Raw genomic sequence first — 22,004 nt, 5'->3', positions numbered from 1 at the left:
CACAGGAACTGACCCCATGAAAATCCTCGTCATCGGCTCTGGCGGCCGCGAACACGCACTTGCCTGGAAACTGGCGCAGTCGCCGCGCGTAAGCGAAGTGATCGTCGCGCCCGGCAATGCAGGCAGCGCCACCGAAGGCAAGTGCCGCAATGTCGCGATCAAGGTCACCGACATCGATGGCCTGCTGAAGCTGGCGCAGGACGAGGCCGTGGGCCTGACCGTGGTCGGCCCGGAAGTACCACTGGTGCTGGGCGTGGTTGATCGTTTCCGCGAGGCAGGCCTGCGCATCTTCGGCCCGACCGCCGCTGCCGCACAGCTGGAAGGCAGCAAGGCCTTCGCCAAGGATTTCCTCGCACGTCACGGCATTCCCACCGCGTACTACGCCGTGCATACCGAAGTGGATTCCGCGCTGGCCTACCTGCATGAAAAGGGCGCGCCCATCGTGATCAAGGCCGACGGGCTTGCCGCCGGCAAGGGCGTGATTGTGGCGATGACGATGGAAGAAGCCGAGGCCGCCGTGCATGACATGCTCAGCGGCAATGCGTTTGGCGATGCCGGCGCACGCGTGGTGATCGAGGAATTCCTCGAAGGCGAAGAAGCCAGCTTCATCTCGATGGTCGATGGCCGCATCGCATTGCCGATGGCCACCAGCCAGGACCACAAGCGCGTTGGTGATGGCGATACCGGCCCGAACACCGGCGGCATGGGCGCTTACTCGCCGGCGCCGGTGGTTACGCCGGACGTGCATGCACGGGTGATGCGTGAAGTCGTTGAACCGACCGTGGCCGGCATGATCGCCGACGGCGTGCCGTTCACCGGCTTCCTGTATGCCGGGTTGATGATCGATGCCGCTGGCGCGCCGAAGGTGATCGAGTTCAACGTGCGCTTCGGCGACCCGGAAACCCAGCCGGTGATGCTGCGCCTGCAGTCGGATCTGGTGGATCTGGTCGAAGCGGCCATTGATGGCGCGCTGGCAGGTGTGGAAGCGCAATGGGATCCGCGTCCGTCATTGGGCGTTGTGCTGGCTGCCAAGCCCTATCCGGAAACGCCGATCACCGGTGATGTGATCAGCGGTTTGGGTGATGTGCCGGCCAGCGCCAAGGTGTTCCATGCCGGTACCGCGCTGGATGCTGACGGCAATGTCGTCAGCGCCGGTGGCCGTGTGCTGTGTGTTGCCGCCTTGGGTGACAGCGTTGGTGATGCGCAGAAGCATGCGTATGCAGGCGTTGCAAAAATCCACTGGGCCAACGAGTTCCACCGCAACGACATCGGCTGGCGCGCGATCACGCGCGAGCAGCTGTAAGCACGGTAGTGCCGAGCCATGCTCGGCAGGGGCTCTACCGGTAACGCCGCAGAAGCTACCCCTCCCCAACCCTCCCCTGCACTGCGTGCAAGGGAGGGAGCGCAAACGGTAGTGCCGAGCCATGCTCGACAGGGGGCGCTACCGGCGATGCTGCAAAAGCCACCCCTCCCCAACCCTCCCCTACGCCTGCGGCGCAAGGGAGGGAGCGTAGTGCAGAGCCATGCTCGGCAGGGGCTCTACCGGCAATGCCTCAGCCGAGCATGGCTCGGCTCTACATTTGAAGCAGAGCTCGGCTCTACCGATGCACGCTGCCGATGCTCGCCGCTGGGTAACGCAGCCCCGCCGCGGCATCCACCGGGAACACGGCGTCAATCCGCGCCAGGTCCTCGGCACTTAACACCACATCCAGCGCACCCAGGTTCTCTTCCAGATACGGCAGGCGCTTGGTGCCCGGAATCGGCACCAGGTCGTCACCCTGCGCCAGCACCCATGCCAAGGCCAACTGCCCCGGGCTCACACCCTTGTCGGCGGCAATCGCATTGACCTGTTCCACCAGCGCCAGATTGCGGTCGAAGTTCTCGCCCTGGAAGCGCGGTGAATTGCGCCGGTAATCACCGTCCTCGAAATCGGCCGGGCTGCGGATCGCACCAGTCAGGAAGCCACGGCCCAACGGCGAGTACGGCACGAAGCCAATACCAAGCTCACGCACCGTCGCCAGCACATCGTTCTGCTCCGGCTCGCGCGACCACAACGAATACTCGGTCTGCAGCGCGGTGATCGGATGCACCGCATGCGCTCGGCGGATCGTCTCCGGTGCTGCCTCGGACAAGCCCAGGTAACGCACCTTGCCCTGCTCGACCAGCCGCGCCATCGCACCCACGGTGTCCTCGATTGGTACCTGCGGATCGACACGGTGCTGGTAGTACAGATCGATGTGATCCACGCCAAGCCGCTGCAGGCTGGCCTCGCAGGCCGCCTGCACGTATTCCGGTCGACCGTCGACACCGCGCGCCTGCGGGTCATTGGCATCCAGCCGCACACCGAACTTGGTGGCCAGGAACACCTGCGCACGACGGTAGGCAATCGCCTTGCCAACCAGCACTTCATTGGTATGCGGGCCGTACATGTCGGCGGTATCCAGCAGCGTCACGCCACGTTCCAGCGCGCGGTGGATCACCGCAATCGAGGCGGCATCATCACCACGGCCGCCATAGAACGCACTCATGCCCATGCAGCCCAGGCCAAGTGCGGAAACAACAGGACCATTGCGGCCCAGAACTCGGGTTTTCATCGGCGACTCCAACGGGGGAAAGGACGGAGGCAACTGTAGGCCCTCGCCACTATGTCGATAAAGGCGGATACTCCACATTGACCATGAAGCCTGACTTCACAGTAGACCCAAGCCTGTTGCCGGCCCTGGCGGCCTTCGCCTGCGTGGCCAGGCATGCCAGCTTTCGCCACGCAGCGATCGAACTGGGTATCTCGCCGTCGGCCTTGTCGCAGACCATCCGCAACCTGGAACGCCGCCTCGGCACCCGTCTGCTGCAGCGGACCACCCGCCGGGTTGGCCTGACCGAGGCCGGCCAGCGCCTGCTGCTGGACACCGCCCCGGCGCTGGCCCGGATCGGCGAGGCGCTGCATGCGGTGGAGGCCAACCGCGATGTCGCCACCGGCCAGCTGCGCATCACCGCGCCACGCTTCGCCATCGAATATCTGCTGCTGCCACACCTGCCCGCCTTCCACGCCTCCTACCCGCAGGTTGAAGTGGAACTTTCGATGCAGGCGGCACTGGTCGATGTAGTCGGCGAAGGCTTCGATGCCGGCATCCGCCTGGGCGAGGCGCTGGCCGACGGCATGATCGCAGTGCCGCTGGGGCCGCCAATGCGCTGGACGGTGGTCGCCGCGCCGGAATACCTGCAGCGGCATGGCACGCCGCAAACGCCTGAAGCGTTGATCGGACATGCCTGCATCCGTCACCGCAACAGCAATGGCCGGGTGATGCCCTGGGAGTTCAGCCGTGATCACCGCGACTTCACCCTCGATGTCAGCGGACCACTGTTGCTCAACGACAGCACCCTGGCCTTGCAGGCAGCGCGCGACGGACTTGGCCTGCTGCAGATATTCGAAGCCATCGCCCGCGCCGACATCGACGCCGGTCGCGTGCAAGGACTGCTCGATGACTGGCAACCGCCCTACCCCGGCTTCCATCTCTATTACCCCTCGCGCGAACAGCTGGCACCCAAGCTGCGCGTCTTCCTCGATTTCATGCGCGCGGCCAATACCGCAGGCTGAGCCCTGCACACTTGCAGACGGATCGCGCTTGCCTGCATCGCCACGGCGACGCAAGCTGGCAACCTGATCCCCGCGAGTCCACGCTTCCGGCATGCGCCGCATCGACCGTCACCTCGGCCAACTCTGGGCCCACGAAAAAGCCAGTTACGGGTTGCGCGTGTTCATCGCGCTCACTGCCGCCATCGCCTATGGCTGGTACGACGGCCACCTTGAAGCCATCCCCGGCCTGTTCCTGGGCATCATCGCCAGCGCCATCGCCGAGACCGACGACAACTGGTGGGGCCGCACAAAATCCGTGCTGTTGTCGCTGCTGTGTTTCGTCGCTGCCGCGGCGGCGGTCATCGCGCTGTTCCCCTACCCCGTCCCCTTCATCAGCGCGTTGGCGTTGACCGCCTTCGGCCTGACCCTGCTCGGTGCGCTGGGCGAGCGTTACGCCTCCATCGGCCAGGCCACGGTGACGCTGGCGATCTACGCGATGATCGCGATGGACCAGCACCACAACGTCAGCCAGCAGCAGGCACTGCGTGAGGTGACCCCACTGCTGGTCGGCGCCAGCTGGTATGGGCTGCTGTCGATCCTGTGGACGGCGATGTTCGCCAACCGCCCGGTGCGCGAACGGCTGGCACGGCTGTTCTTCGAACTTGGCCACTACCTGCAGCTCAAGGCCGACCTGTTCGAACCGGTGCGGCAAGGCAACCTGGAGGCACGGCGGTTGGCCCTGGCCGAGCAGAACGTGCGGGTGGTGCAGGCGCTGAACATCGCCAAGACCGCCATCCTCAGCCGCTTCGGCCGCTCCGGCCGGCCCGGTGTGCAGTCGGGCCTGTACTTCCGCCTGTACTACATGGCGCAGGATTTCCACGAACGCGCCAGTTCCTCGCACTACCCGTATGAAGCCTTGGCTGATGCCTTCTTCCACAGCGACGTGCTGTACCGCTGCCGGCGCCTGTTGTCGCTGCAGGGCAAGGCCTGCCAGTCGCTGGGAGAGGCCATCCGCCTGCGCCAGCCGTTCGACTATGGCGAACGCACCCGCGTCGCCGGCCAGGACCTGCAGTCCTCGTTGCAATACCTGCGCGAGCAACGCAATCCGCAGTGGACGCGCCTGCTTGGCTCGCTGCAGCTGCTGGCCGCCAACCTGACCAGCATCGAGCGGCAGCTGTCCGAAGCCGCCTTGGCCGATACACCGCTGGAAGGCATCGATACCCGCCTGCGGGATTCCTCGCCGCACACCCTGCGCGAAATGGGCACCCGCCTGCGCCAGGCGCTGACGCCGGGCTCACTGCTGTTCCGCCATGGCGTGCGCATCGCACTGGCGCTGATCGCCGGTTACGCGCTGCTGAGGGTGGTGCACCCGGAGAACGGCTACTGGATCCTGCTGACCGTCGTCTTCGTGTGCCGGCCGAACTTCGGCGCCACCCGCCTGCGGCTGGTGCAGCGTATCGCCGGCACCCTGCTCGGCCTGGGTGCGACCTGGGCACTGATGCAGTTGTTCCCCGGCACCGGCCTGCAACTGTTGCTGGCGCTGGCAGCGGCCTTGCTGTTCTTCATCACCCGCACCGACCGTTACCTGCTGGCCACGGCCGCAATCACGGTGATGGCGCTGCTGTGCTTCAACCTGATCGGCAACGGTTTCGTGCTGATCTGGCCGCGCTTCCTCGACACCTTGATCGGCTGCGTCATCGCCGCCATCGCCTCGCTGCTGATCCTGCCCGACTGGGAAGGCCGGCGCCTGCACAAGGTGATGGCACAGGTGATCGCCACCAGCACCGCCTACCTGGATGAAGTGCTGGGCCAGTACCGCAGTGGCATGCGCGACGACCTGCCCTACCGCATCGCCCGCCGCGACATGCACAACGCCGACGTCGCACTGTCGGTGGCCTTGGCCAACATGCTGCGCGAGCCGGGTTATGCCCGCGGCAACCTGGATGCGGGCTTCCGTTTCCTCGCCCTGTCCAACACCTTGCTCGGCTATCTGTCAGCGCTGGGTGCACATCGCGCGCAGGCGGATGCGGTCAATGAAGATGTGTTGGTTGCGGGCGGGCACCAGCAGCTGCAGCAGTCGCTGGCGGCATTGGCTGCAGCTTTGGGCAGGCGCCAGCCGGCGGAACCTCAGGAAGACGAGGTCGCGCTGGCCGATGCGCTGGAGCAGATGCCGGACGAGATCGATGAGAAGTCGCGGCTGGTGCGCACCCAGCTGGCCTTGATGCTGAGGCTGTTACCGAAGCTGAGGGCAGCGGCGGAAGAAGCGATGCTGCCAGCGTAGCGGCTGTGGCTGTGGCTGTGGCGGTTGGCAGTTGGCGTTGCTTCTACCCCCTCCCTTGCGCGGAGCGCAGGGGAGGGTTGGGGAGGGGTGCCGTTGCTTTTGCGCTTTGCCTTTGCCTTTGCCTTTGCCTTTGCCTTTGCCACAAAGCATAAAACCCAGCCGCTCAGATCGCAGGCGATCCATTAACGTCACCATCACCAGCTTCGCGGCTTACGCCGCTCCTACAAAAGCCTGGCATGCACGCCCTTCTGCGAAGGTGCCGCAATTTGCTTCGCGGCTTACACCGCTCCCACATTCTTTGCGGCTTGCTTGCGCACCGGCATGAAATACACCAGCAGGCCGATCACCGCGAACACGCCACCCAGCGCGCAGACGCCATTCCAGCCATAGCGCGTCCAGGCCATCGTGCTCAGCACCGAACCACTGGCGCCGCCGATGAAATAGCAGGTCATGTAAGCCGAGGTAATGCGGCTGCGGGCGCTCTCATCCAACTGGTAGATCACGCTCTGGTTGTTGATATGCACCGCCTGCACGGCGATATCCAGCAACAGCACGCCCACGATCAGCGCCGACAGCGACACCGGTGCGAAGGCCAGCAGGAACCACGACAACAGCATCATCAGCAGGCCACCTACCGCCACCGCGCGACCATGCCCACGGTCACTGAGTTTACCGGCGCTGCTGGCGGCCAATGCACCGGCCGCACCAATCAAGCCAAACAAGCCGATGGTGGCAATCGAGTAACCGTACGCCGGGCCTGACAACAGGAAGGCCAGCGGCGTCCAGAACACGCTGAAGCCGGCAAACAGCAAGCCACCCAACACCGAGCGCTGGCGCAGCAAGGGCTCATCACGCAGCAAGGCCAGCACCGAACCGATCAGGCGCGGATAGGACAGGCTGGCACTGGGCTGGTGCGCTGGCAGCAAGCGCGCCAGCACCACCGCCAGTACCAGCAGGGCAACGCAGGCCACCCAGTAGATGCTGTGCCACGAACCCAGCCCGGCCAGCACGCCGGAAGCGGTGCGCGCCAACAGGATGCCGAGCAGCAGGCCGGCCATGATGGTGCCGACCACCCGCCCGCGATGTTCGGGCTCGGCCAGCCCTGCCGCATGCGCCACGATCACCTGCGCCGCCACCGCACTGAGGCCGGACAGGGCTGTGCCTGCCAGCAACTGCACGAAGTGGGTGGCGGTGGCGCTGATCGCCAGGCCTACCGCGGCCAGCACGAACAGACCGACGATCAGTCGGCGGCGCTCAAGCCGGTCACCCAGCGGCACGATCAGCAGCAGGCCGGCGGCATAGGCCAGCTGCGCCACCGTCACCACCCAGCCCGCCTCGTCGGCACCGATCCGGAAGGCCTCGGCCAGGATCTGCAGCAGGGGCTGTGCGTAGTAGTTGCCGGCCACGATCAGGCCGGTGGCTGCGGCCAGCAGCAGGACCTGGGCCTGGCTCAAGGGGCGATGGGGCGAGTGGGAGACGGGGGTATTCATGGGGGAGGCCACGGCGGGAACTGCGGCAAGTCTGGGCCGCCGCCATCGATGACGCCAATGTATTGTTTTCATCCCATCCATCTGTTTCAGTGATGGCATGTTCACCCTGCGCCAGCTCGAATTCGCCGTCGCCGTGGCCGAGGAAGGCGGTTTCACCGCTGCGGCCGCCCGCTGCCACACCGTGCAGTCGGCGCTGAGCCACCAGATCGCGCGGCTGGAGGATGCCTTCGGCACCCGCCTGTTCGAGCGCAGCCACCGGCGGGTACGGCCCACCGCTGCCGGCGAGGTGTTCCTGCACAACGCCCGGCTGACCCTGCAGGCGGCCGCCCGCCTGCAGGAGGAAATGGCACTGACCCTGGGCACGGTGCGCGGCCGCATCAACATCGGCCAGATCACCTCGCTCAATGTGGTAGATGTGCCGGCACTGCTGGCGGCATTCCGGGCCGCGCACCCGGCCGTCGAGGTCCACCTGAAGGCAGGCATGAGCGATGTGCTACTGGCCGAACTGGAACAGGGCAGCCTGGACGTGGCGCTGGTCGGCGTCGGGCCACAGATCACCCTGCCGCCACAACACCGCCTGTTGCATGAGGAAGGCCTGTCGCTGGTGATGCCCATCGACCATCCCTTGGCCGGTCTCGCGGCAATCCCGCTGCAGGCACTGCAAGGTCTGCCCTTGGCTGCCCTGGTGCCCGGTGCCGGGGTGCGGCGCATGCTGGATGACGCCCTGCGCGAACGCGGCATCCAGGCCCAGCTGCAATACGAGGTCACCCACAGTGAGCTGCAGCAGCAGCTGGTCGCCGCCGGCCTGGCGGTGGCGGTGGTGCCGGACAGCATGGCCGCACGCATGCAGCGCACGGTCGTGCGGCCACTGGCAGAGCAGTTCCGTTTCCGCACCTGCGCGGTATGGCGTGCCGATCCGACCCCGGCGGCCCGCGCACTGCTCGGGCTGTTACCCGCAAACGCCGCCTGAGAAACATCTGCACTGCACACCTGGCTTGACCAAAACGATCATGCCGTTCTGCTAATGTGCCGCGCAGCACCGAGGAGTCACGATGTCCGGCCACAACCAGTTCGCCCTGCTCAAGCAGCGCCGTTTCCTCCCCTTCTTCATCGTCCAGGCGCTGGGTGCGTTCAACGACAACATCTATCGCCAGGCGATCATCGGCCTGCTGTTCTACCTGGGCGTCAGCAGCGAAGAACGCACGCTGTATACCAATCTGGCGCCGGCATTGTTCATCCTGCCCTACTTCCTGTTCTCGGCACTTGCCGGGCAGATCGCCGAGAAGTTGGAGAAGCAGAAGCTCATCGTCATCACCACCACCATGGAAATCGTGGTGATGTCGCTGGCGGCGGTCGGCTTCCTTACCCAGAACATGCCGGTGCTGCTGGTTGCGCTGTTCTGCACCGGCCTGCAATCCACCTTGTTCGGCCCGGTCAAATACTCGGTACTGCCCTCCATCCTCAAGCCTGAGGAACTGACTGGCGGCAACGGTCTGGTGGAAATGGGCACCTCCATCTCCATACTCACCGGCATGATTGCCGGCGGCATGATCTTCGCACTGGCCGGCGCCCACGGACCTATCGTCGCTGCCGTGGCCATCATCGCGCTGGCGATGATCGGCAACTTCACCGCACGCATGATCCCGCGCGTGGACGCGGGCGCACCGGAACTGAAGATCAACTGGAACCCGATCAGCGAATCGCTGGTGGTGCTGCGCCTGGCAAAGAAGCAGAAAGCAGTACGCAACGCCATCCTCGGCGTGTCCTGGTTCTGGTTCTTCGGCACCGTGCTCACCTCGCAGCTGCCGACCTATGCGGTGGTGAACCTTGGTGGCGACGAGGTGCTCTACATCTTCGCGCTGGCGCTGTTCTCGCTGGGCACCGGCGTCGGCTCGCTGTTGTGCGAGAAGCTGTCCGGGCGCATCGTCGAAATCGGCCTGGTGCCGTTGGGCGCCTTCGGCATGAGCGCGTTCCTGCTGGATCTGTATTTCGCGCGTACCGGCGCGGCGACGGCGGCAGGCCTGGATGTTGCCGGCTTCATCCAGCAGCCGGGCAGCTGGCGCATCATCATCGACCTGCTCGGCATCGGCCTGTTCACCGGCTTCTTCGTGGTGCCGCTGTTCGCGCTGATCCAGAGCCGCACACCAAAGTCGGAAATGTCGCGCGTGTTCGCCGCGCTCAACATCCAGAATTCCGGCTTCATCGTGCTGGCAGCGGTGCTGGGCCTGATCACCCAGAGTGTGCTCAAGTGGAGCATCCCGCAGCTGTTCCTGGCGCTGGCCATCGCCAATATCGTGGTCGCGGTCTACATTTTCAGCATCGTCCCCGAGTTCCTGATGCGCTTCCTCAGCTGGCTGATGGTGCGCACCCTGTACCGGCTGCGGGTCAAGGGCGTTGAGGCCAATGTGCCGGACGAAGGTGCCGCGCTGATCGTCTGCAACCACGTCAGCTACATGGATGCGCTGATCCTGTCGGCGGTGATTCCGCGGCCGGCACGCTTCGTCATGTATTACCGGATCTTCAACGTGCCGGTGATGCGCTGGATCTTCAAGACCGCCAAGGCCATCCCGATCGCCAGTCCCAAGGAGGATGCCGCGCTGATGCAGCGTGCCTTCGACGAGGTGGATGCGGCGCTGGCCGAAGGCGAGCTGGTCTGCATCTTCCCCGAGGGCGCCTTGACCAAGGACGGCGAGATTGCCGCCTTCAAGTCCGGGGTGGAGAAGATCCTGGCCCGGCGCCCGGTGCCGGTGGTACCGATGGCGCTGAAGGGCATGTGGTCCAGCATGTGGAGCCGGCGCGATTCCCGGTTGGGGCAGATGCGGGTGCCGCGCCGCTTCCGCGCCCACATCGAGGTGGTCGCCGGGCCACCGGTAGATGGCGCCCAGACCGATGCCCCGCAGCTCGAGATCCTGGTCCGCAAGTTGCGTGGTGATGAGGCCTGAGTAGGGGAAACCACTTTCCAGAAATCGGACAAGTGGCTAGGCTACCCCCCTATGTGCCTGCCGGAGATCGCAGCACAGCCAAGGAGCAAGGGGATACATGGACAACACCACGCCATCACTGCCAGCCGTGCCACCTGCGCCGCCAACCGCGCCGCAGCAGGTACACCACTACTACCACCCGCAGAAATCCGGCGGGATAGCAGCGTTGCTGGAAGTACTGCCGGGGTTTTTCCAGGTTTTCGGCATTGGCCACCTGTACGCCGGCAATGTCGCCACCGGGCTGATCATCATGTTCGGCTATTGGGCAATTGCCTTCGTCAACTTCCTGCTGTGCTTTGTCTTCATTGGTTTCATCACGTGGCCCCTGTGCTGGATCGCCACAATGATCATCTCGCCGCTGACTGCGGCGAATGCCTGCAAGTCGCGCTGATTTTTTAACAAGGAGTTTTACATGAATACAAGCAGTCCGGCCGTATCCAACAACCTCGTCTGGGCAATCCTGTCCACCCTGTTCTGCTGCCTGCCGCTGGGCATCGTGTCCATCATCCATGCTGCCAAGGTCAACGGCCTGCTGGCCGCTGGTGATGTCGCCGGTGCACGTGATGCCGCTGACAAGGCAAAGAAGTGGGCCATCTATGCGGCTGGCGCAGGCATCGTCGTCACCATCCTGTACATCGTACTGGTCATGGTGCTCGGCCTCGGCGGCGCGATGAGCGGCGCTTCGAGCTACTGATGAATCCGACAGGCCGGCCGGATCCGGCCGGCCTGTTGCTGTCCTGACATGCAGTTCCCGCAACACCTGCTGCGCTACATGCCCTTGGCCGCAATTGGCGGCATCGGCGTGGGCGCTGCGGCGGTATTGAGCCGGATCGATCCGAATACCCCGGGCAATCCGCTGCCGGCCTGCCCCTTCCATGCCCTGACCGGCCTGTGGTGCCCTGGTTGCGGCAGCACCCGCTGCCTGCACGCCCTGGTCCATTTGGACCTGCCCCAGGCCATGGCAATGAACCCCCTCTTGATTGTCTCGATCGTGCCGGTACTGGTGATGGCACTGCATAGCGCGGGACTGTGGCCAGTGCGGCTGCAATGGGCAGTACGCCTGTTCGCGCGACCGATCCCGTGGTTGGTGGTGATCGTTTCCTATTGGCTGCTACGCAACCTGCCCTGGTATCCGTTCAACCTGCTCGCTCCGGGCTGAGAGGCCGTCCCAGACGCCACGCAACCACGTAGTCCGGGTAAGCGCAGCGCACCCGGGGCACATCGCGGGCAACCTGAAACACCACTGGAATCCTGCTCCGGGTGCTCTGTCGCATAACCGGACTGCAACGGCCTGGCCGACTCAACCTACCCAGCCGGCAATCACCAGCAACGCCAGCAAGGCCATCCACAGCAGCAACATGCGCCAGACCAGGCTCATCGCATCGCGCAGTTCCGGGTAGCGTTCGTCTGCCGGCACCTGCCCGGCCAGCCGCGCTTCTTCCGCCTCTTCGACCAGCTCGGCGCCAACGCTTGCGCGTGCGGCCTCGGCCAGAAAGCCAAGCTGCAGCGCCCAGCGGTTGCCCGCGGCGCGACGCCAGGCCGAAAACACCGTATCGAAATTGCCCACCAAGGCCATCGACAGCGTCATCAGCTGCGCCACCGGCCACTCCAGCACCGCCAGCAACACATCACCGGAGCGTCGCTCTTCAGTGGACAGCTGCTGTGATTGCAGGCCTTGCGAAGACTGCGCCAACAGCCGGTACAACACCGCCCCCAGCGGCCCCAGCAACAGGAACCAGAACAGCGGTGCAAACCAGCGCCGCAGCGCATTGATCGCGGTCGCCTCGACCAGACCCGGCGCGTCCTCGCGCATGCTGCCGCCCGCTGCCTGCAGCCGGGATGCCGCCAGCGCAGCCGCGGCCTCGTCTTCGGCGTCGATCACCGCCTCGACATCGCGATCCAGATCGCGCGGGCCCCAGCACAGCGCCAACACCGCAACGCCAAACAACAGCGCAGGCAGACCGAACAGGCGCCCGGCCAGCGTCCATTGCAGCAGGCCGATCAACAACACACAGGGCGCGACCAGCAGCAACACACTGTAATGCGCAGCCGATTCGCCCAGCTGTGCACGCAGCCAGTCCAGGCAACGCCCGAACCAGCGCCAATCCCGCAACGTCGCCAGCAGCGAGGGGGCCAGATGGCCAAGCACCAGCGCTGCGATTACCGCTACCAAGGTTGTGAACATGCGATCCCTCCGGCCCCTGATTGTAGGCCCTGCCAGCGCCGCAACGGCTGGCAAGCCGCGCGGCCATCAGCCCTCACGGCACTGACTCTGGTACCACTGCTCGATCAGGGTGCGTGCGATCGACAGCCGCGGCGGCAGCAGGATGCCCAGCCCGTCGTCGTTGCTGTCACGTTGCAGCGCGGCGCCAACCTCCTCGACGCTGAACCAGCGCGCGTCCTCCAGTTCACCGTCCACGGTTGGCACGTCGTCGTGCGCACTGGCACGGAAACCCACCATCAGCGCACCCGGGAACGGCCACGGCTGGGTGCCCTGGTATTGCGCCTGGATCACCCGCACCCGCGCTTCCTCGAAGACTTCCCGGGCCACGGTCTGCTCGAAGGTTTCGCCGGGCTCCACAAACCCGGCCAGCACCGAATAGCGGCGCGCGACCCAGCTGCTTTGCCTGCCCAGCAACAGGCGGCCATTGTTTTCGACCGCGACGATCACCGCCGGGTCCACGCGTGGATAGTGCTCGGTACGGCACTGGTCGCAATGGCCAATGAAACCGAAGCGACCAAAGCGCACCGGCGAGCCACAGACACCGCAGAATCGATTGCGCGAATGCCAGTACGACATCCCGCGTGCATAGCAGAATACGTCGGCCACCTCGGCCGGCCAGGTCACCGCGGCCTGACGCAGGTCCATCCGCTGCGGTGCCTTGACCGTCAGCGTCGCCGCCTCGGCGACAAACCAGGCGCGCCCTTCGCGCAGACCAAGGAAGATCGCCGTACCCGGGCCTCCGCCCAGATCGCTGCCACTGAACAGCGCCGGCTGCCGGTCATCATCGGCAAACGCGGTGCCATCGGTGTCCAACACCAGGATCTGCGCTGTTGGCCACAAGGCAGCCAAGGCATCGGCGTCGCCACGCAGGGCATCGGCACGGTCCAAGGGCGCGCCGACAAAGGCGTGCCCGGCGAAACGGGATTCAGAATTCAGCATCCGCCAGAGCCTGACGACAAAGCAGCACAAGCGCAACCAGCCGCAGCACGGCTGTCACCGCTTAGACCGAGAAGCTGCTACCGCAGCCGCAGGTGGTGCGGGCGTTGGGGTTGCGGATCACGAACTGGGCACCGGTCAGGCTTTCGCTGTAATCGACCTCTGCCCCCATCAGGTACTGCAGGCTCAGCGGATCAACCAGCAGGGTCACGCCTTCGGTGACCACGGCCAGATCGTCCTCGGCACGGTTCTCATCGAACTCGAAACCGTATTGGAAGCCGGAGCAGCCACCGCCCTGGATATAGACACGCAAGGCGAGCGCAGCGTTGCCCTCGTCCTGGATCAGCTCACGCACCTTGGAAGCAGCCGCCGGCGTGAAGTTCAGCGGACGGTCCAAGGACTGGTAATCAGGCGCCGGCTGCACGCCGGGCAGGGAAACTAGGGTGCTCATGGCGCTCAGGATGGGGGCGTGAAGCCCCTGTTTCAAGCCGCAGCGGCTTCAGCTTTCTTGGATTTCTCATTGCCCTTGGCATCGGGCGCCGGCAACGCAGCCATCGCCGCGGTGTGCAGCAGGCGGCCGTTGAGCTGGGCACCGGCGCTCATTTCCACCACCGTGTAATGCACATTGCCGGTGACACGGGCGCTGGGGGTCAATTCGATGCGCTCGCTGGCATGCACATCGCCTTCCATGCTGCCGCTGAGCACCACCACGGCGGCGCGCACTTCACCCTCGATGCGGCCGTGCTCGGCCAGGGTCAGCATGGCCTTGGCGCCTTCCTCGGCGATCACCTTGCCGATGATGCGGCCTTCCACGTACAGGCTGCCACTGAACACCACGTCGCCGCGGATTTCCACCTGCGAACCGATGAGGGCGTCTACCGACAGGTCGGTATCGTGCTTGGACTTGCTTTTGAACATGCTTATTCCCCTCTGCCGTTGCCGGCGAGTTTCCAATCGAATGTCTGGTTGGAGCCCCCCCCGGATCCGGACAGGGAGACTCGCACACGTTGCGGTGTGAAATCCCGGGGCAGCATCACGCTACCGTCCAGTTGTTGGAAATAACGGAAGGAATAATCCTGCCCCGGCGCCCCTTTTCGCTGATGCAGGTCATCCCAGCTGACGGTCGTCAGCTTTCCGTCCTTCACACCCTCGACCGAAAACCGCATCTGGCCCTGGCTGATCGCACCGCGATTGAGATTCTGGGTCAGCACCACGCTGTAATGCCAGGTGCCAGCCGCTTCCGGGGTGAACTCCACCGAATGGGTATTCAGCCCCTTGCGCTGGCTGGTGGAACCGACCAGGCGTTCATAGAAGGCAACGTCGGCGCGCAGGCCGGCAATCTCTTCGTCGCGTTCACCCAGCGACGTCTGCACTTCGCTGTTGGCAGCGCGACTGATCTTGTCAGAGGCCTCCAGCGTGGCCTGGCGCTGGCGCAGTTCGTCCAGCTGGCTGCGCTGCTGGCCTACCAGGGCCTCGCTCTGGCGCAGCTTTTCACGCATGCCGCCGGCATCAGGCGAGGCGTAGCGTGCCGCCAACCAGCCAACCAGCAGCAGCGATAGCAGCCAAGCGGCCGCCAGGACAGCGATCGGCACCCAGCCTGGACGCGGGGCCGCGCCACCACGGGGGGTGATCTGGAAACGTGAGGAAGGTCGGTTGGTCATGGCAGGTTCCAGTGCTCCCGGAAGGGCGACACCCGTGCTCGGTCTGAAACGACGGACCAGTGTAAACGACACGTATGTACATGCGCTTATGCGCTGGCGGCTGGCAATCACCGCAGGCATGCTCGATAGTTGCGATCCTGCTCACAGTATCCGGCCGAACCACTTCCCATGACAGAAGCCCACGTATTCGTCATCGGCATCCTGCTGGCCTGGCTGGCGGGCATACGCGTCTACCTGACCGTGTTCGGCGTCGGTATGGCCGGGCTGATGGGCTGGGTGGACCTGCCGCCGGCATTGCAGGCCACCGAATCCTGGTGGGTGCTGGGCACTTCCGGCGCCTTGGCCGTGGCCGAGTTCTTTGCCGACAAGATCCCCGGCGTGGATTCGATCTGGGATCTGCTGCAGACCCTGGCGCGGGTCCCGGCCGGCGCCTTCCTTGCCGCTGCCACCCTGTCGCCCAATGGCGAACTGAGTACCGGCGTATTGGCTGCCGGTGCCGGCATCGCGCTGACCAGCCACGGCCTGAAAGCCGGCACCCGCGCCCTGCTCAACACCTCTCCGGAACCTGCCAGCAACTGGATGGCTTCGTTTGCCGAGGACAGCGTGGTGATCGGCGCCTTGGCGCTGGCCCTTGCACACCCGTGGCTGGCACTGATCTTCGTGCTCAGCGCCAGCATCATCGGTGCGCTGACGGTATGGCTGGTCTGGCGCATGCTATGGCGTGGGCTCAAGCGCATCTTCGCCAGCACCGACGCGCCAACTTCGGCACCATCCAAGCCGGGTAAGCACTCGCTGCCCCCCGCCCCGTGACCGCATAATCCCCATTGATGGCCAGCAACGACACTCCCACCACCGCCAACCGTCCGCTACGCGCGGAAACCCCGCCAGCCGATTACTGGCAGCGCTGGAGCGTGCGCAATGCGCCGCCCACCGAAGCCGTGCAGGCGCAGCTCAAACCCGGCGCCGACGCAGCTGCGGCTGCCATGGCCAGCGATGTCGGCGATGACACGCCGTACCGCGTATTGATCGTCGAGGACAACCGCTCGCAGGCACTGTTCGCGCAAAGCGTGCTGCATGGTGCCGGCATGCAGGCCTTCGTGCAGATGGATGTTGAAGGCGTGCAACAGGCCATCGGTGAACACCACCCGGACCTGATCCTGATGGATCTGCACATGCCCGGCCTCGATGGCATGCGGCTGACCGCGATGATCCGCCAACAGCCAAACCAACAGCTGCTGCCGATCGTGTTCCTGACCGGCGAGGCCGATCCCGACCGCCAGTTCGAAGTCCTCGACTGCGGCGCCGACGATGTGCTGGTCAAACCGATCCGGCCGCGCCACCTGGTCGCAGCCGTCGCCAACCGCATCCGCCGCAACCGCATGCAGGCACCGGGCAAGGCCGATGCCGGCCCGCTGATGAACAACCCCGAGACCGGCCTGCCGACCCGCCACAACGTGATGCAACAGCTGCAGGCTGCCATCGCCGAGCAGCAACCAGCCGGCCTGATGTTCATCGAGATCGCCAGCGCGCTGGGCCTGCGCGAGCGCTATGGCTACGCCAGCTATGAGCGATTGATGGTGCAGGCCGGACAACGCCTGGCCGAGAACCTGCGCCCGCACCTGCTGGCCAGGCTCAACGACAACAGCTTCCTGCTGCTGACCCGCGGCATCGAAGAAGCCGCAGTGCCGGCATTGGCGCAGCAGGTCCGCGATGGCCTGTCGGCACAGCCCTTTGCACCACGCGAGGATGAATCGGTGTTCCTGCGCTGCGTGGTCGGCCACGCCAACCTGTCGCAGGACCTGGCCGACGCCGACGCCGCGCTGGAAGCCGTGGAGCGCACCGCCCTGCAGGCGCGCCTGAGCAGCACCGGCGTTGCTGCCTATGAGAGCAACGACGTCGCCATCAACAACGAACACCTGGCCCTGCTCGATGGCCAGATCGAACTGGCCTACCAACCCATTGTCGCCGTCGCTGGCGGCGATACCGCGCAGTACCAGCTGCTGCTGCGCCTGCGCCAGAGCAACGGCACCCTGCTGTCCGCCGGCCAGGTGATTCCCGCCGCCGAAGCAGCCGGGCGTATCGCCGACCTTGACCAGCAGGTCGTCGAGCACGCGCTGGGCCTGCTGCACCTGTACCAGTTCGCGCAGCCACCGATGCGCCTGTTCGTCTCGCAGTCGCTGCGCTCGCTGTCGCGCAGCGCCTATGCCGAATGGCTGCTGGGCGCATTGCAGGAACGCCAGGTAGCTGGCAATGGGCTGGTCATCGATGTGCGCCTGTCCGATGCACTGGTGCATGCGGTAAGCCTGCAACAGTTCTGCGCGCAGCTGATGCCGGCCGGCGTGCAGTTCTGCCTGAGCCAGTTCGAACCCGGCGCAGAGGCCAATGCCCTGCTGACCCAGCTGCCGCTGAGTTATGTGCGCATGGCCGCACGCTACGCCGAAAGCCACACCAACCAGAAGCTGCGTGACGAACTGCGCAGCACCATCGACCTTGCCCACCGCGCCAACCTGCAGATCATCGGCCAGCAGATCGAAGATCCCCAGGCCGCTGCCGCGATGTGGATGGGCGGCATCGACTTCATCCAGGGCAACGTGGTGCAGCGCGCTGGCAGCGAGCTCAACTTCGACTTCCAGAACGCGGTGCTGTGAGCGCGACTGCATCGGGTGCAGCGCGCGGCTGGGCACTGCTGGCAGCAGGCTGCGCCGCTGCTGCGTGCGCGGCCGGCTTCATTCCCGCCATTCCTGCCGTCGCCGCCACCGCCAGCGCTGGCGTTGCGGCGGTCGCAGCGCTGCTGGCAGCCATTGCCGCCAACAAGCAGCAGCGACAGGCACATGCCCTGCAACTGCAGATCGAAGAGCGGGTGCTGGAAAACAACCGCCTGCAGGTTGCCGCTCGGGACCACAGCACGCTGCAGGAAGCGCTGCTGCAAGCCAAACAGGCCGCCGAAGCCGCCACCCTGGCCAAGGGCGAATTCCTGGCCACGATGAGCCATGAGATCCGCACGCCCTTGAACGGCATCCTGCCGATGCTGGAACTGGTGGCACAGGGCCCGCTGAGCCTGGACCAGCGCAATATGCTCGATACCGCCACCGACAGCTCACGTCAGCTGTTCCGCATCGTCGACGACATCCTCGACTACTCCAAGCTGGAAGCAAACCGGCTGGAGCTGGAAATCACCACCTTCAACCTGCGCGAAACCCTGGACGGCATGCTGCGGCTGATGCAGCGCGCAGCCGAGCACAAAGGCCTGCGCCTGTCGCTGCATATCGACCCTGCCGTGCGCCTGTCGGTGCGCGGCGACCCGGTGCGCCTGCGGCAGGTACTGGGCAACCTGCTGGTCAACGCGATCAAGTTCACCGAACTTGGCGAAATCAGCATCCATGTAAAACGCCTGGGCGAAACCGCGGCACAGCACCGCCTGCGTTTTGAAGTGCGCGACACCGGCATCGGCCTGGACACAAACCAACAACAGCGACTGTTCAACGCCTTTACCCAGGCCGATGCGTCCACCACCCGCCTGTACGGCGGCACCGGGCTCGGCCTGGCCATCTGCAAGCGCATCGTCGACCTGATGCACGGCAGCATCGGCGTGCACTCCGAGCCCCTGCGCGGCTCCACGTTCTGGTTCGAAATCCCGCTGTTGAAAGTCATCGGCGACCTGCACCAGCCCGATCACCTGCGCAAAGTGCGCCAGGTACTGCTGGTCACGCCCGAACAGCGGCTGCGCCAGCGGCTGCAGCTGATACTGCCAAACTGGGGCTACCAGCCGGTTGCCGCCAACAACCTGCAGGAAGCACTGGAACGCCTGCGCATGCCCACCGTGTCCGGCATCTTCCATGCGGTGATCGGCGACCTGGAGCCCCTGCGCAACAGTGCCCCGGCCCTGCAACGCGCGATCGAACGCATGGACGACAACCGTCCACGCCTGCTGTGGCTGTACGGCGATGCCCCGATCGCTGAAGGACTGCGCGATGGTGCCACCCTGCTGCCACGGCAACTGCCCGATACCCAGCTGCGCAACGCCCTGGCCGAACCATTGCAGCTTGCACCCAGCCCGCCACCGGCATTGCTGCCGGGCAACACCGGCGCCGCTGCAATGGCGCCTGTTGCGACAGCGTCGACTTCGGCACCGGCAACGATCGCACCTGCAGGCTTCCCAGCAGGCGCGCAAAGCAAGCCGGTGACAGCGCCAGCAGCAGCCACCAACAGTGCCAACGCAGGTGCCGACCTGGCCGGCATGCTGGTGCTGTTGGTCGAGGACAACTCGGTCAACCTGATGGTTGCGCAGAAGCTGCTGAAGGTCCTCGGTGCCAGCACGGAAGCCGCCGAGAACGGCGCCATCGCCCTCGACAAGATGCACGCCAAGCGCTACGACGCAGTGTTGATGGACTGCCAGATGCCGGTACTGGACGGCTTTGCCGCCACCGGCCGTTGGCGCGAGCACGAGGCCAGCAGCGGCGCCAGCAACCGCCTGCCGATCATCGCCATGACCGCCAACGCCATGGCTGGCGACCGCCAGCGCTGCCTGGACGCCGGCATGGACGAATACCTGTCCAAACCTATTTCCCGCACACAACTCCTGAACTGCCTGCTGGCCTTCAAGCCCGCATCCAGCGCAACTGCCGAACCGGTTACCAGCATGCCCAGCACCGACCTCTCCGCCAACGCATTGGCCGCCGCCTCCACCGCGCACACCGATGGCATCACCGCCTCGATACTGGAGCGCAGCGTGCTGGATGAACTGCTGGAGATCGCCGGTGACGAGATCAACGCCATCATCGACGTGTTCCTGGACGAGACACCACAACTGGTGCGGCATCTGCAGGAAGCCGCGGTGATGCCAGACCTGAAGCGGCTGGGCGAGCTTGCGCACAGCCTGAAGTCTTCCAGCGCCAATGTCGGCGTACTGGCGCTGTCTGAAGCGGCGCGCCGGCTCGAGCACGGCGCGCGCAGCGGAACGCTGGAACGACCCACCGTGATGGTGGCGCTGATCGTGGCCGAGTTTTCGCGCGCGCGCATGGCGCTGGCCGGTTACCAGGCCGAGCAGCGCACGCAAGCGCAGGAGTGATCCCGCTGCAGCGGGATCAGTCTTCCAGCTTGGTAAGCAGGTAGTTCGGCTCGCCGATGCGGTCGATCAGGTCCAACTGGGTTTCCAGCCAATCGATGTGCTCTTCCTCGGAATCGAGGATCTTCACGAACAGTTCGCGGCTGACGTAATCGCTGATCGATTCGGCATAGGCAACCGCATCGCGCAGCACCGCCGCCGCTTCACTCTCCAGTGCCAGATCGCACTTGAGGATTTCGGTGGGGTTTTCGCCGATGCGCAGCTTGCCCAGCGCCTGGAAGTTGGGCAGACCTTCGAGGAACAGAATGCGATCGGAGAGCACGTCGGCGTGCTTCATCTCGTCGATCGATTCCTTGTATTCGTGTTCGGCCAGCTCGTTCAAGCCCCAGTTCTTCAGCATCTTGGCGTGCAGGAAGTACTGGTTGATGGCGGTCAGCTCGTTGTAGAGGACCTTGTTGAGAAATTCGATGACCTTGGCGTCGCCTTTCATGGCGCTGACTCCGACTAGGGGAACGAGCGCACTTTACCGGTTGCCGGCAGACAATGAAGGAACGCGAATCGTGATCATTAGCCACCGCCGTTGGCGGTGGCAGCAAGGCCCGCTCAGGCCGCCCGCAGCAGCGGCAGGGGCAGCTCTCGGGTAGTGCGTGCTTGCTCCAGCAAGCCGGCGGCCATGTCCAGGCAGGAACCGCAGTTGGAGCCGCAACCGGTACGCATGGTCAGCTCAGACACCGTATCGCAGCCGGCAAGCGCGGCTTCACGGATCTGGTGATCGGTAACTCCATTGCAGATGCAAACGTACACGGCTTGACGCCCCTGAACCCGGCACGTAGCGGCCGTGTCAGCATTCAATCGCAAATGCGAATGGTTGTCAATTTCGGGCGTTAATCATTATTAATCTTCTTGCCGCGCCAGACTCCGGGCCGCCGCGGACGCTTGCGCGGACGCTCATGGCCAGCGCTGCTACCCGGCATCCAGGCCTCCTGTGCGGACGCAGGCATCGCCTGCACGCCCTGGCCTGCGATACCACGCGCCAATGGCGCCAGATGACGCAGCGCGCGCGCGTAGACGCCACGCTTGAACATGACCACGTGTTCCACCGGATACCAGAAGTCGACCCAACGCCAGTGATCGAACTCCGGCGTATCGGTCTCATCCAGCCGCACATGTGCCTCGTCGCCCGTCAGCCGCAGCAGGAACCAGACCTGCTTCTGGCCGATGCAGACCTGCTTCTCGGTATGGCGGATGGCCCGCGGGGGCAGCCGATAGCGAAGCCAACCGGGAGTCGCCCCCAGGACTTCGACGTGTTCAGGCAGCAGGCCGGTTTCTTCCTGCAATTCGCGATACATGGCCTCGACCGGGGTTTCGTCGGTATTCATGCCACCTTGCGGGAACTGCCAGCCATCCCGGCGCACGCGTCGTGCCCAGAACACCTGCCCGTCTTCCCGCATCAGCACTATGCCGACGTTCGGTCGATAGCCGTCCGGATCGATCACGATGCGGACTCCTAAAATTTCTACTGTCGGGGACTCTGCCATGGCTGCTGTCATGCCACAAGCACAGAAAAACCTGTTGACAAAACCTCACGACACCACCAGAATTACCGGCTCCCAAGGCTATGTAGCTCAGCCGGTTAGAGCACAGCACTCATAATGCTGGGGTCGGTGGTTCGAGTCCACCTATAGCCACCATGGGAAGCAGGTTGAACCTGCACTACAGCCCCGTCGCCAAGCGGTAAGGCATCTGACTCTGACTCAGACATTCGGAGGTTCGAATCCTTCCGGGGCTGCCA

21 protein-coding genes and 2 tRNA genes are annotated in these 22,004 nt (G+C 65.0%); 13 read left to right on the top strand and 10 right to left on the bottom strand.

Annotated features, from left to right (window positions below; all coding sequences use genetic code 11):
• The first annotated feature begins 16 nt into the window (after nucleotides 1-16).
• Nucleotides 17-1,303, top strand: coding sequence for a phosphoribosylamine--glycine ligase (gene purD / locus AC1VWL_RS15330; RefSeq protein ID WP_482987258.1), 1,287 nt, complete (start codon nucleotides 17-19; stop codon nucleotides 1,301-1,303).
• Nucleotides 1,304-1,598: 295 nt separating this feature from the next.
• On the opposite strand, the gene AC1VWL_RS15325 is transcribed toward purD, so the two are convergent.
• Complete coding sequence (locus tag AC1VWL_RS15325; RefSeq protein WP_482987257.1) at nucleotides 1,599-2,594, bottom strand: aldo/keto reductase; 996 nt, start codon at nucleotides 2,592-2,594, stop codon at nucleotides 1,599-1,601.
• 83 nt (nucleotides 2,595-2,677) lie between these two features.
• Here AC1VWL_RS15325 and AC1VWL_RS15320 point away from each other — a divergent pair, with 83 nt between their 5' ends.
• Nucleotides 2,678-3,595, top strand: coding sequence for a LysR family transcriptional regulator (locus AC1VWL_RS15320; protein ID WP_482987256.1), 918 nt, complete (start codon nucleotides 2,678-2,680; stop codon nucleotides 3,593-3,595).
• A 91-nt stretch (nucleotides 3,596-3,686) separates the two neighbouring features.
• Entirely contained in the window at nucleotides 3,687-5,855 is a 2,169-nt protein-coding gene (yccS, locus tag AC1VWL_RS15315) for a YccS family putative transporter (RefSeq protein ID WP_482987255.1), read from the top strand.
• Between the two features lie 278 nt (nucleotides 5,856-6,133).
• On the opposite strand, the gene AC1VWL_RS15310 is transcribed toward yccS, so the two are convergent.
• Nucleotides 6,134-7,345, bottom strand: a complete 1,212-nt coding sequence (locus AC1VWL_RS15310; RefSeq protein ID WP_482987254.1) for an MFS transporter — start codon at nucleotides 7,343-7,345, stop codon at nucleotides 6,134-6,136.
• Nucleotides 7,346-7,442: 97 nt separating this feature from the next.
• Here AC1VWL_RS15310 and AC1VWL_RS15305 point away from each other — a divergent pair, with 97 nt between their 5' ends.
• The 5 genes from AC1VWL_RS15305 (at nucleotide 7,443) to AC1VWL_RS15285 (ending at nucleotide 11,485) form a co-directional block, all read left to right on the top strand.
• The gene (locus AC1VWL_RS15305) at nucleotides 7,443-8,315 is read left to right on the top strand and encodes a LysR family transcriptional regulator (protein WP_482987253.1); all 873 of its coding nucleotides are present in this window, start codon (nucleotides 7,443-7,445) and stop codon (nucleotides 8,313-8,315) included.
• A gap of 82 nt (nucleotides 8,316-8,397) precedes the next feature.
• A complete protein-coding gene (locus tag AC1VWL_RS15300; RefSeq protein WP_482987252.1) occupies nucleotides 8,398-10,287 on the top strand; it encodes an MFS transporter in 1,890 nt (629 codons plus the stop codon).
• 97 nt (nucleotides 10,288-10,384) lie between these two features.
• A complete protein-coding gene (locus tag AC1VWL_RS15295; protein WP_282270644.1) occupies nucleotides 10,385-10,717 on the top strand; it encodes a hypothetical protein in 333 nt (110 codons plus the stop codon).
• Nucleotides 10,718-10,738: 21 nt separating this feature from the next.
• Nucleotides 10,739-11,020, top strand: a complete 282-nt coding sequence (locus AC1VWL_RS15290) for a CD225/dispanin family protein (RefSeq protein ID WP_482987251.1) — start codon at nucleotides 10,739-10,741, stop codon at nucleotides 11,018-11,020.
• Between the two features lie 48 nt (nucleotides 11,021-11,068).
• Complete coding sequence (locus AC1VWL_RS15285; protein WP_482987250.1) at nucleotides 11,069-11,485, top strand: DUF2752 domain-containing protein; 417 nt, start codon at nucleotides 11,069-11,071, stop codon at nucleotides 11,483-11,485.
• 141 nt (nucleotides 11,486-11,626) lie between these two features.
• Here AC1VWL_RS15285 and ampE read toward each other — a convergent pair whose 3' ends face one another.
• The 5 genes from ampE to AC1VWL_RS15260 all read right to left on the bottom strand — a co-directional run bounded on the left by ampE (nucleotide 11,627) and on the right by AC1VWL_RS15260 (nucleotide 15,147).
• Complete coding sequence (gene ampE / locus AC1VWL_RS15280; protein WP_482987249.1) at nucleotides 11,627-12,511, bottom strand: regulatory signaling modulator protein AmpE; 885 nt, start codon at nucleotides 12,509-12,511, stop codon at nucleotides 11,627-11,629.
• Nucleotides 12,512-12,577: 66 nt separating this feature from the next.
• Nucleotides 12,578-13,489 carry an NAD(+) diphosphatase gene (nudC, locus tag AC1VWL_RS15275; RefSeq protein WP_482987248.1) on the bottom strand — a complete coding sequence of 304 codons (912 nt, stop codon included), beginning with the start codon at nucleotides 13,487-13,489 and terminating at the stop codon, nucleotides 12,578-12,580.
• Between the two features lie 61 nt (nucleotides 13,490-13,550).
• Nucleotides 13,551-13,937 carry an iron-sulfur cluster insertion protein ErpA gene (erpA, locus tag AC1VWL_RS15270; protein WP_282270651.1) on the bottom strand — a complete coding sequence of 129 codons (387 nt, stop codon included), beginning with the start codon at nucleotides 13,935-13,937 and terminating at the stop codon, nucleotides 13,551-13,553.
• Between the two features lie 32 nt (nucleotides 13,938-13,969).
• Nucleotides 13,970-14,404, bottom strand: a complete 435-nt coding sequence (locus AC1VWL_RS15265) for a bactofilin family protein (RefSeq protein ID WP_481614451.1) — start codon at nucleotides 14,402-14,404, stop codon at nucleotides 13,970-13,972.
• 2 nt (nucleotides 14,405-14,406) lie between these two features.
• Complete coding sequence (locus tag AC1VWL_RS15260; RefSeq protein WP_481614450.1) at nucleotides 14,407-15,147, bottom strand: DUF6776 family protein; 741 nt, start codon at nucleotides 15,145-15,147, stop codon at nucleotides 14,407-14,409.
• A gap of 168 nt (nucleotides 15,148-15,315) precedes the next feature.
• Between AC1VWL_RS15260 and AC1VWL_RS15255 the strand changes: the two genes are divergently transcribed.
• From AC1VWL_RS15255 to AC1VWL_RS15245, 3 genes are read left to right on the top strand one after another with little or no spacing between them, the layout of a single operon-like run.
• Entirely contained in the window at nucleotides 15,316-15,957 is a 642-nt protein-coding gene (locus tag AC1VWL_RS15255) for a DUF4126 domain-containing protein (protein ID WP_282270657.1), read from the top strand.
• Nucleotides 15,958-15,974: 17 nt separating this feature from the next.
• On the top strand, nucleotides 15,975-17,795 hold the full coding sequence (locus tag AC1VWL_RS15250) for an EAL domain-containing protein (RefSeq protein WP_482987247.1): 1,821 nt from the start codon (nucleotides 15,975-15,977) through the stop codon (nucleotides 17,793-17,795).
• Nucleotides 17,792-20,215, top strand: coding sequence for an ATP-binding protein (locus AC1VWL_RS15245; protein WP_482987246.1), 2,424 nt, complete (start codon nucleotides 17,792-17,794; stop codon nucleotides 20,213-20,215). The genes AC1VWL_RS15250 and AC1VWL_RS15245 overlap by 4 nt, the downstream gene beginning before the upstream one ends.
• A 16-nt stretch (nucleotides 20,216-20,231) precedes the next feature.
• Here AC1VWL_RS15245 and bfr read toward each other — a convergent pair whose 3' ends face one another.
• The 3 genes from bfr to AC1VWL_RS15230 form a co-directional block, all read right to left on the bottom strand.
• Nucleotides 20,232-20,702, bottom strand: a complete 471-nt coding sequence (gene bfr / locus AC1VWL_RS15240; protein ID WP_282270663.1) for a bacterioferritin — start codon at nucleotides 20,700-20,702, stop codon at nucleotides 20,232-20,234.
• 113 nt (nucleotides 20,703-20,815) lie between these two features.
• Nucleotides 20,816-21,016: a (2Fe-2S)-binding protein gene (locus AC1VWL_RS15235; RefSeq protein WP_482987245.1), complete on the bottom strand. Its 201-nt coding sequence runs from the start codon at nucleotides 21,014-21,016 to the stop codon at nucleotides 20,816-20,818.
• An 80-nt stretch (nucleotides 21,017-21,096) separates the two neighbouring features.
• Nucleotides 21,097-21,708 carry an RNA pyrophosphohydrolase gene (locus AC1VWL_RS15230; RefSeq protein WP_282270667.1) on the bottom strand — a complete coding sequence of 204 codons (612 nt, stop codon included), beginning with the start codon at nucleotides 21,706-21,708 and terminating at the stop codon, nucleotides 21,097-21,099.
• A gap of 118 nt (nucleotides 21,709-21,826) precedes the next feature.
• On the opposite strand from AC1VWL_RS15230, the gene AC1VWL_RS15225 reads away from it, so the two are divergent.
• Both AC1VWL_RS15225 and AC1VWL_RS15220 read left to right on the top strand, forming a co-directional pair.
• Nucleotides 21,827-21,903 (top strand) — tRNA-Met (locus AC1VWL_RS15225).
• A 26-nt stretch (nucleotides 21,904-21,929) separates the two neighbouring features.
• Nucleotides 21,930-22,004 (top strand) — tRNA-Gln (locus AC1VWL_RS15220).

The organism is Stenotrophomonas sp. STEN063, assembly GCF_056854515.1.
Note: the sequence above shows the minus strand (reverse complement) of the source record. Positions and strands in the feature narration are given on the sequence as shown.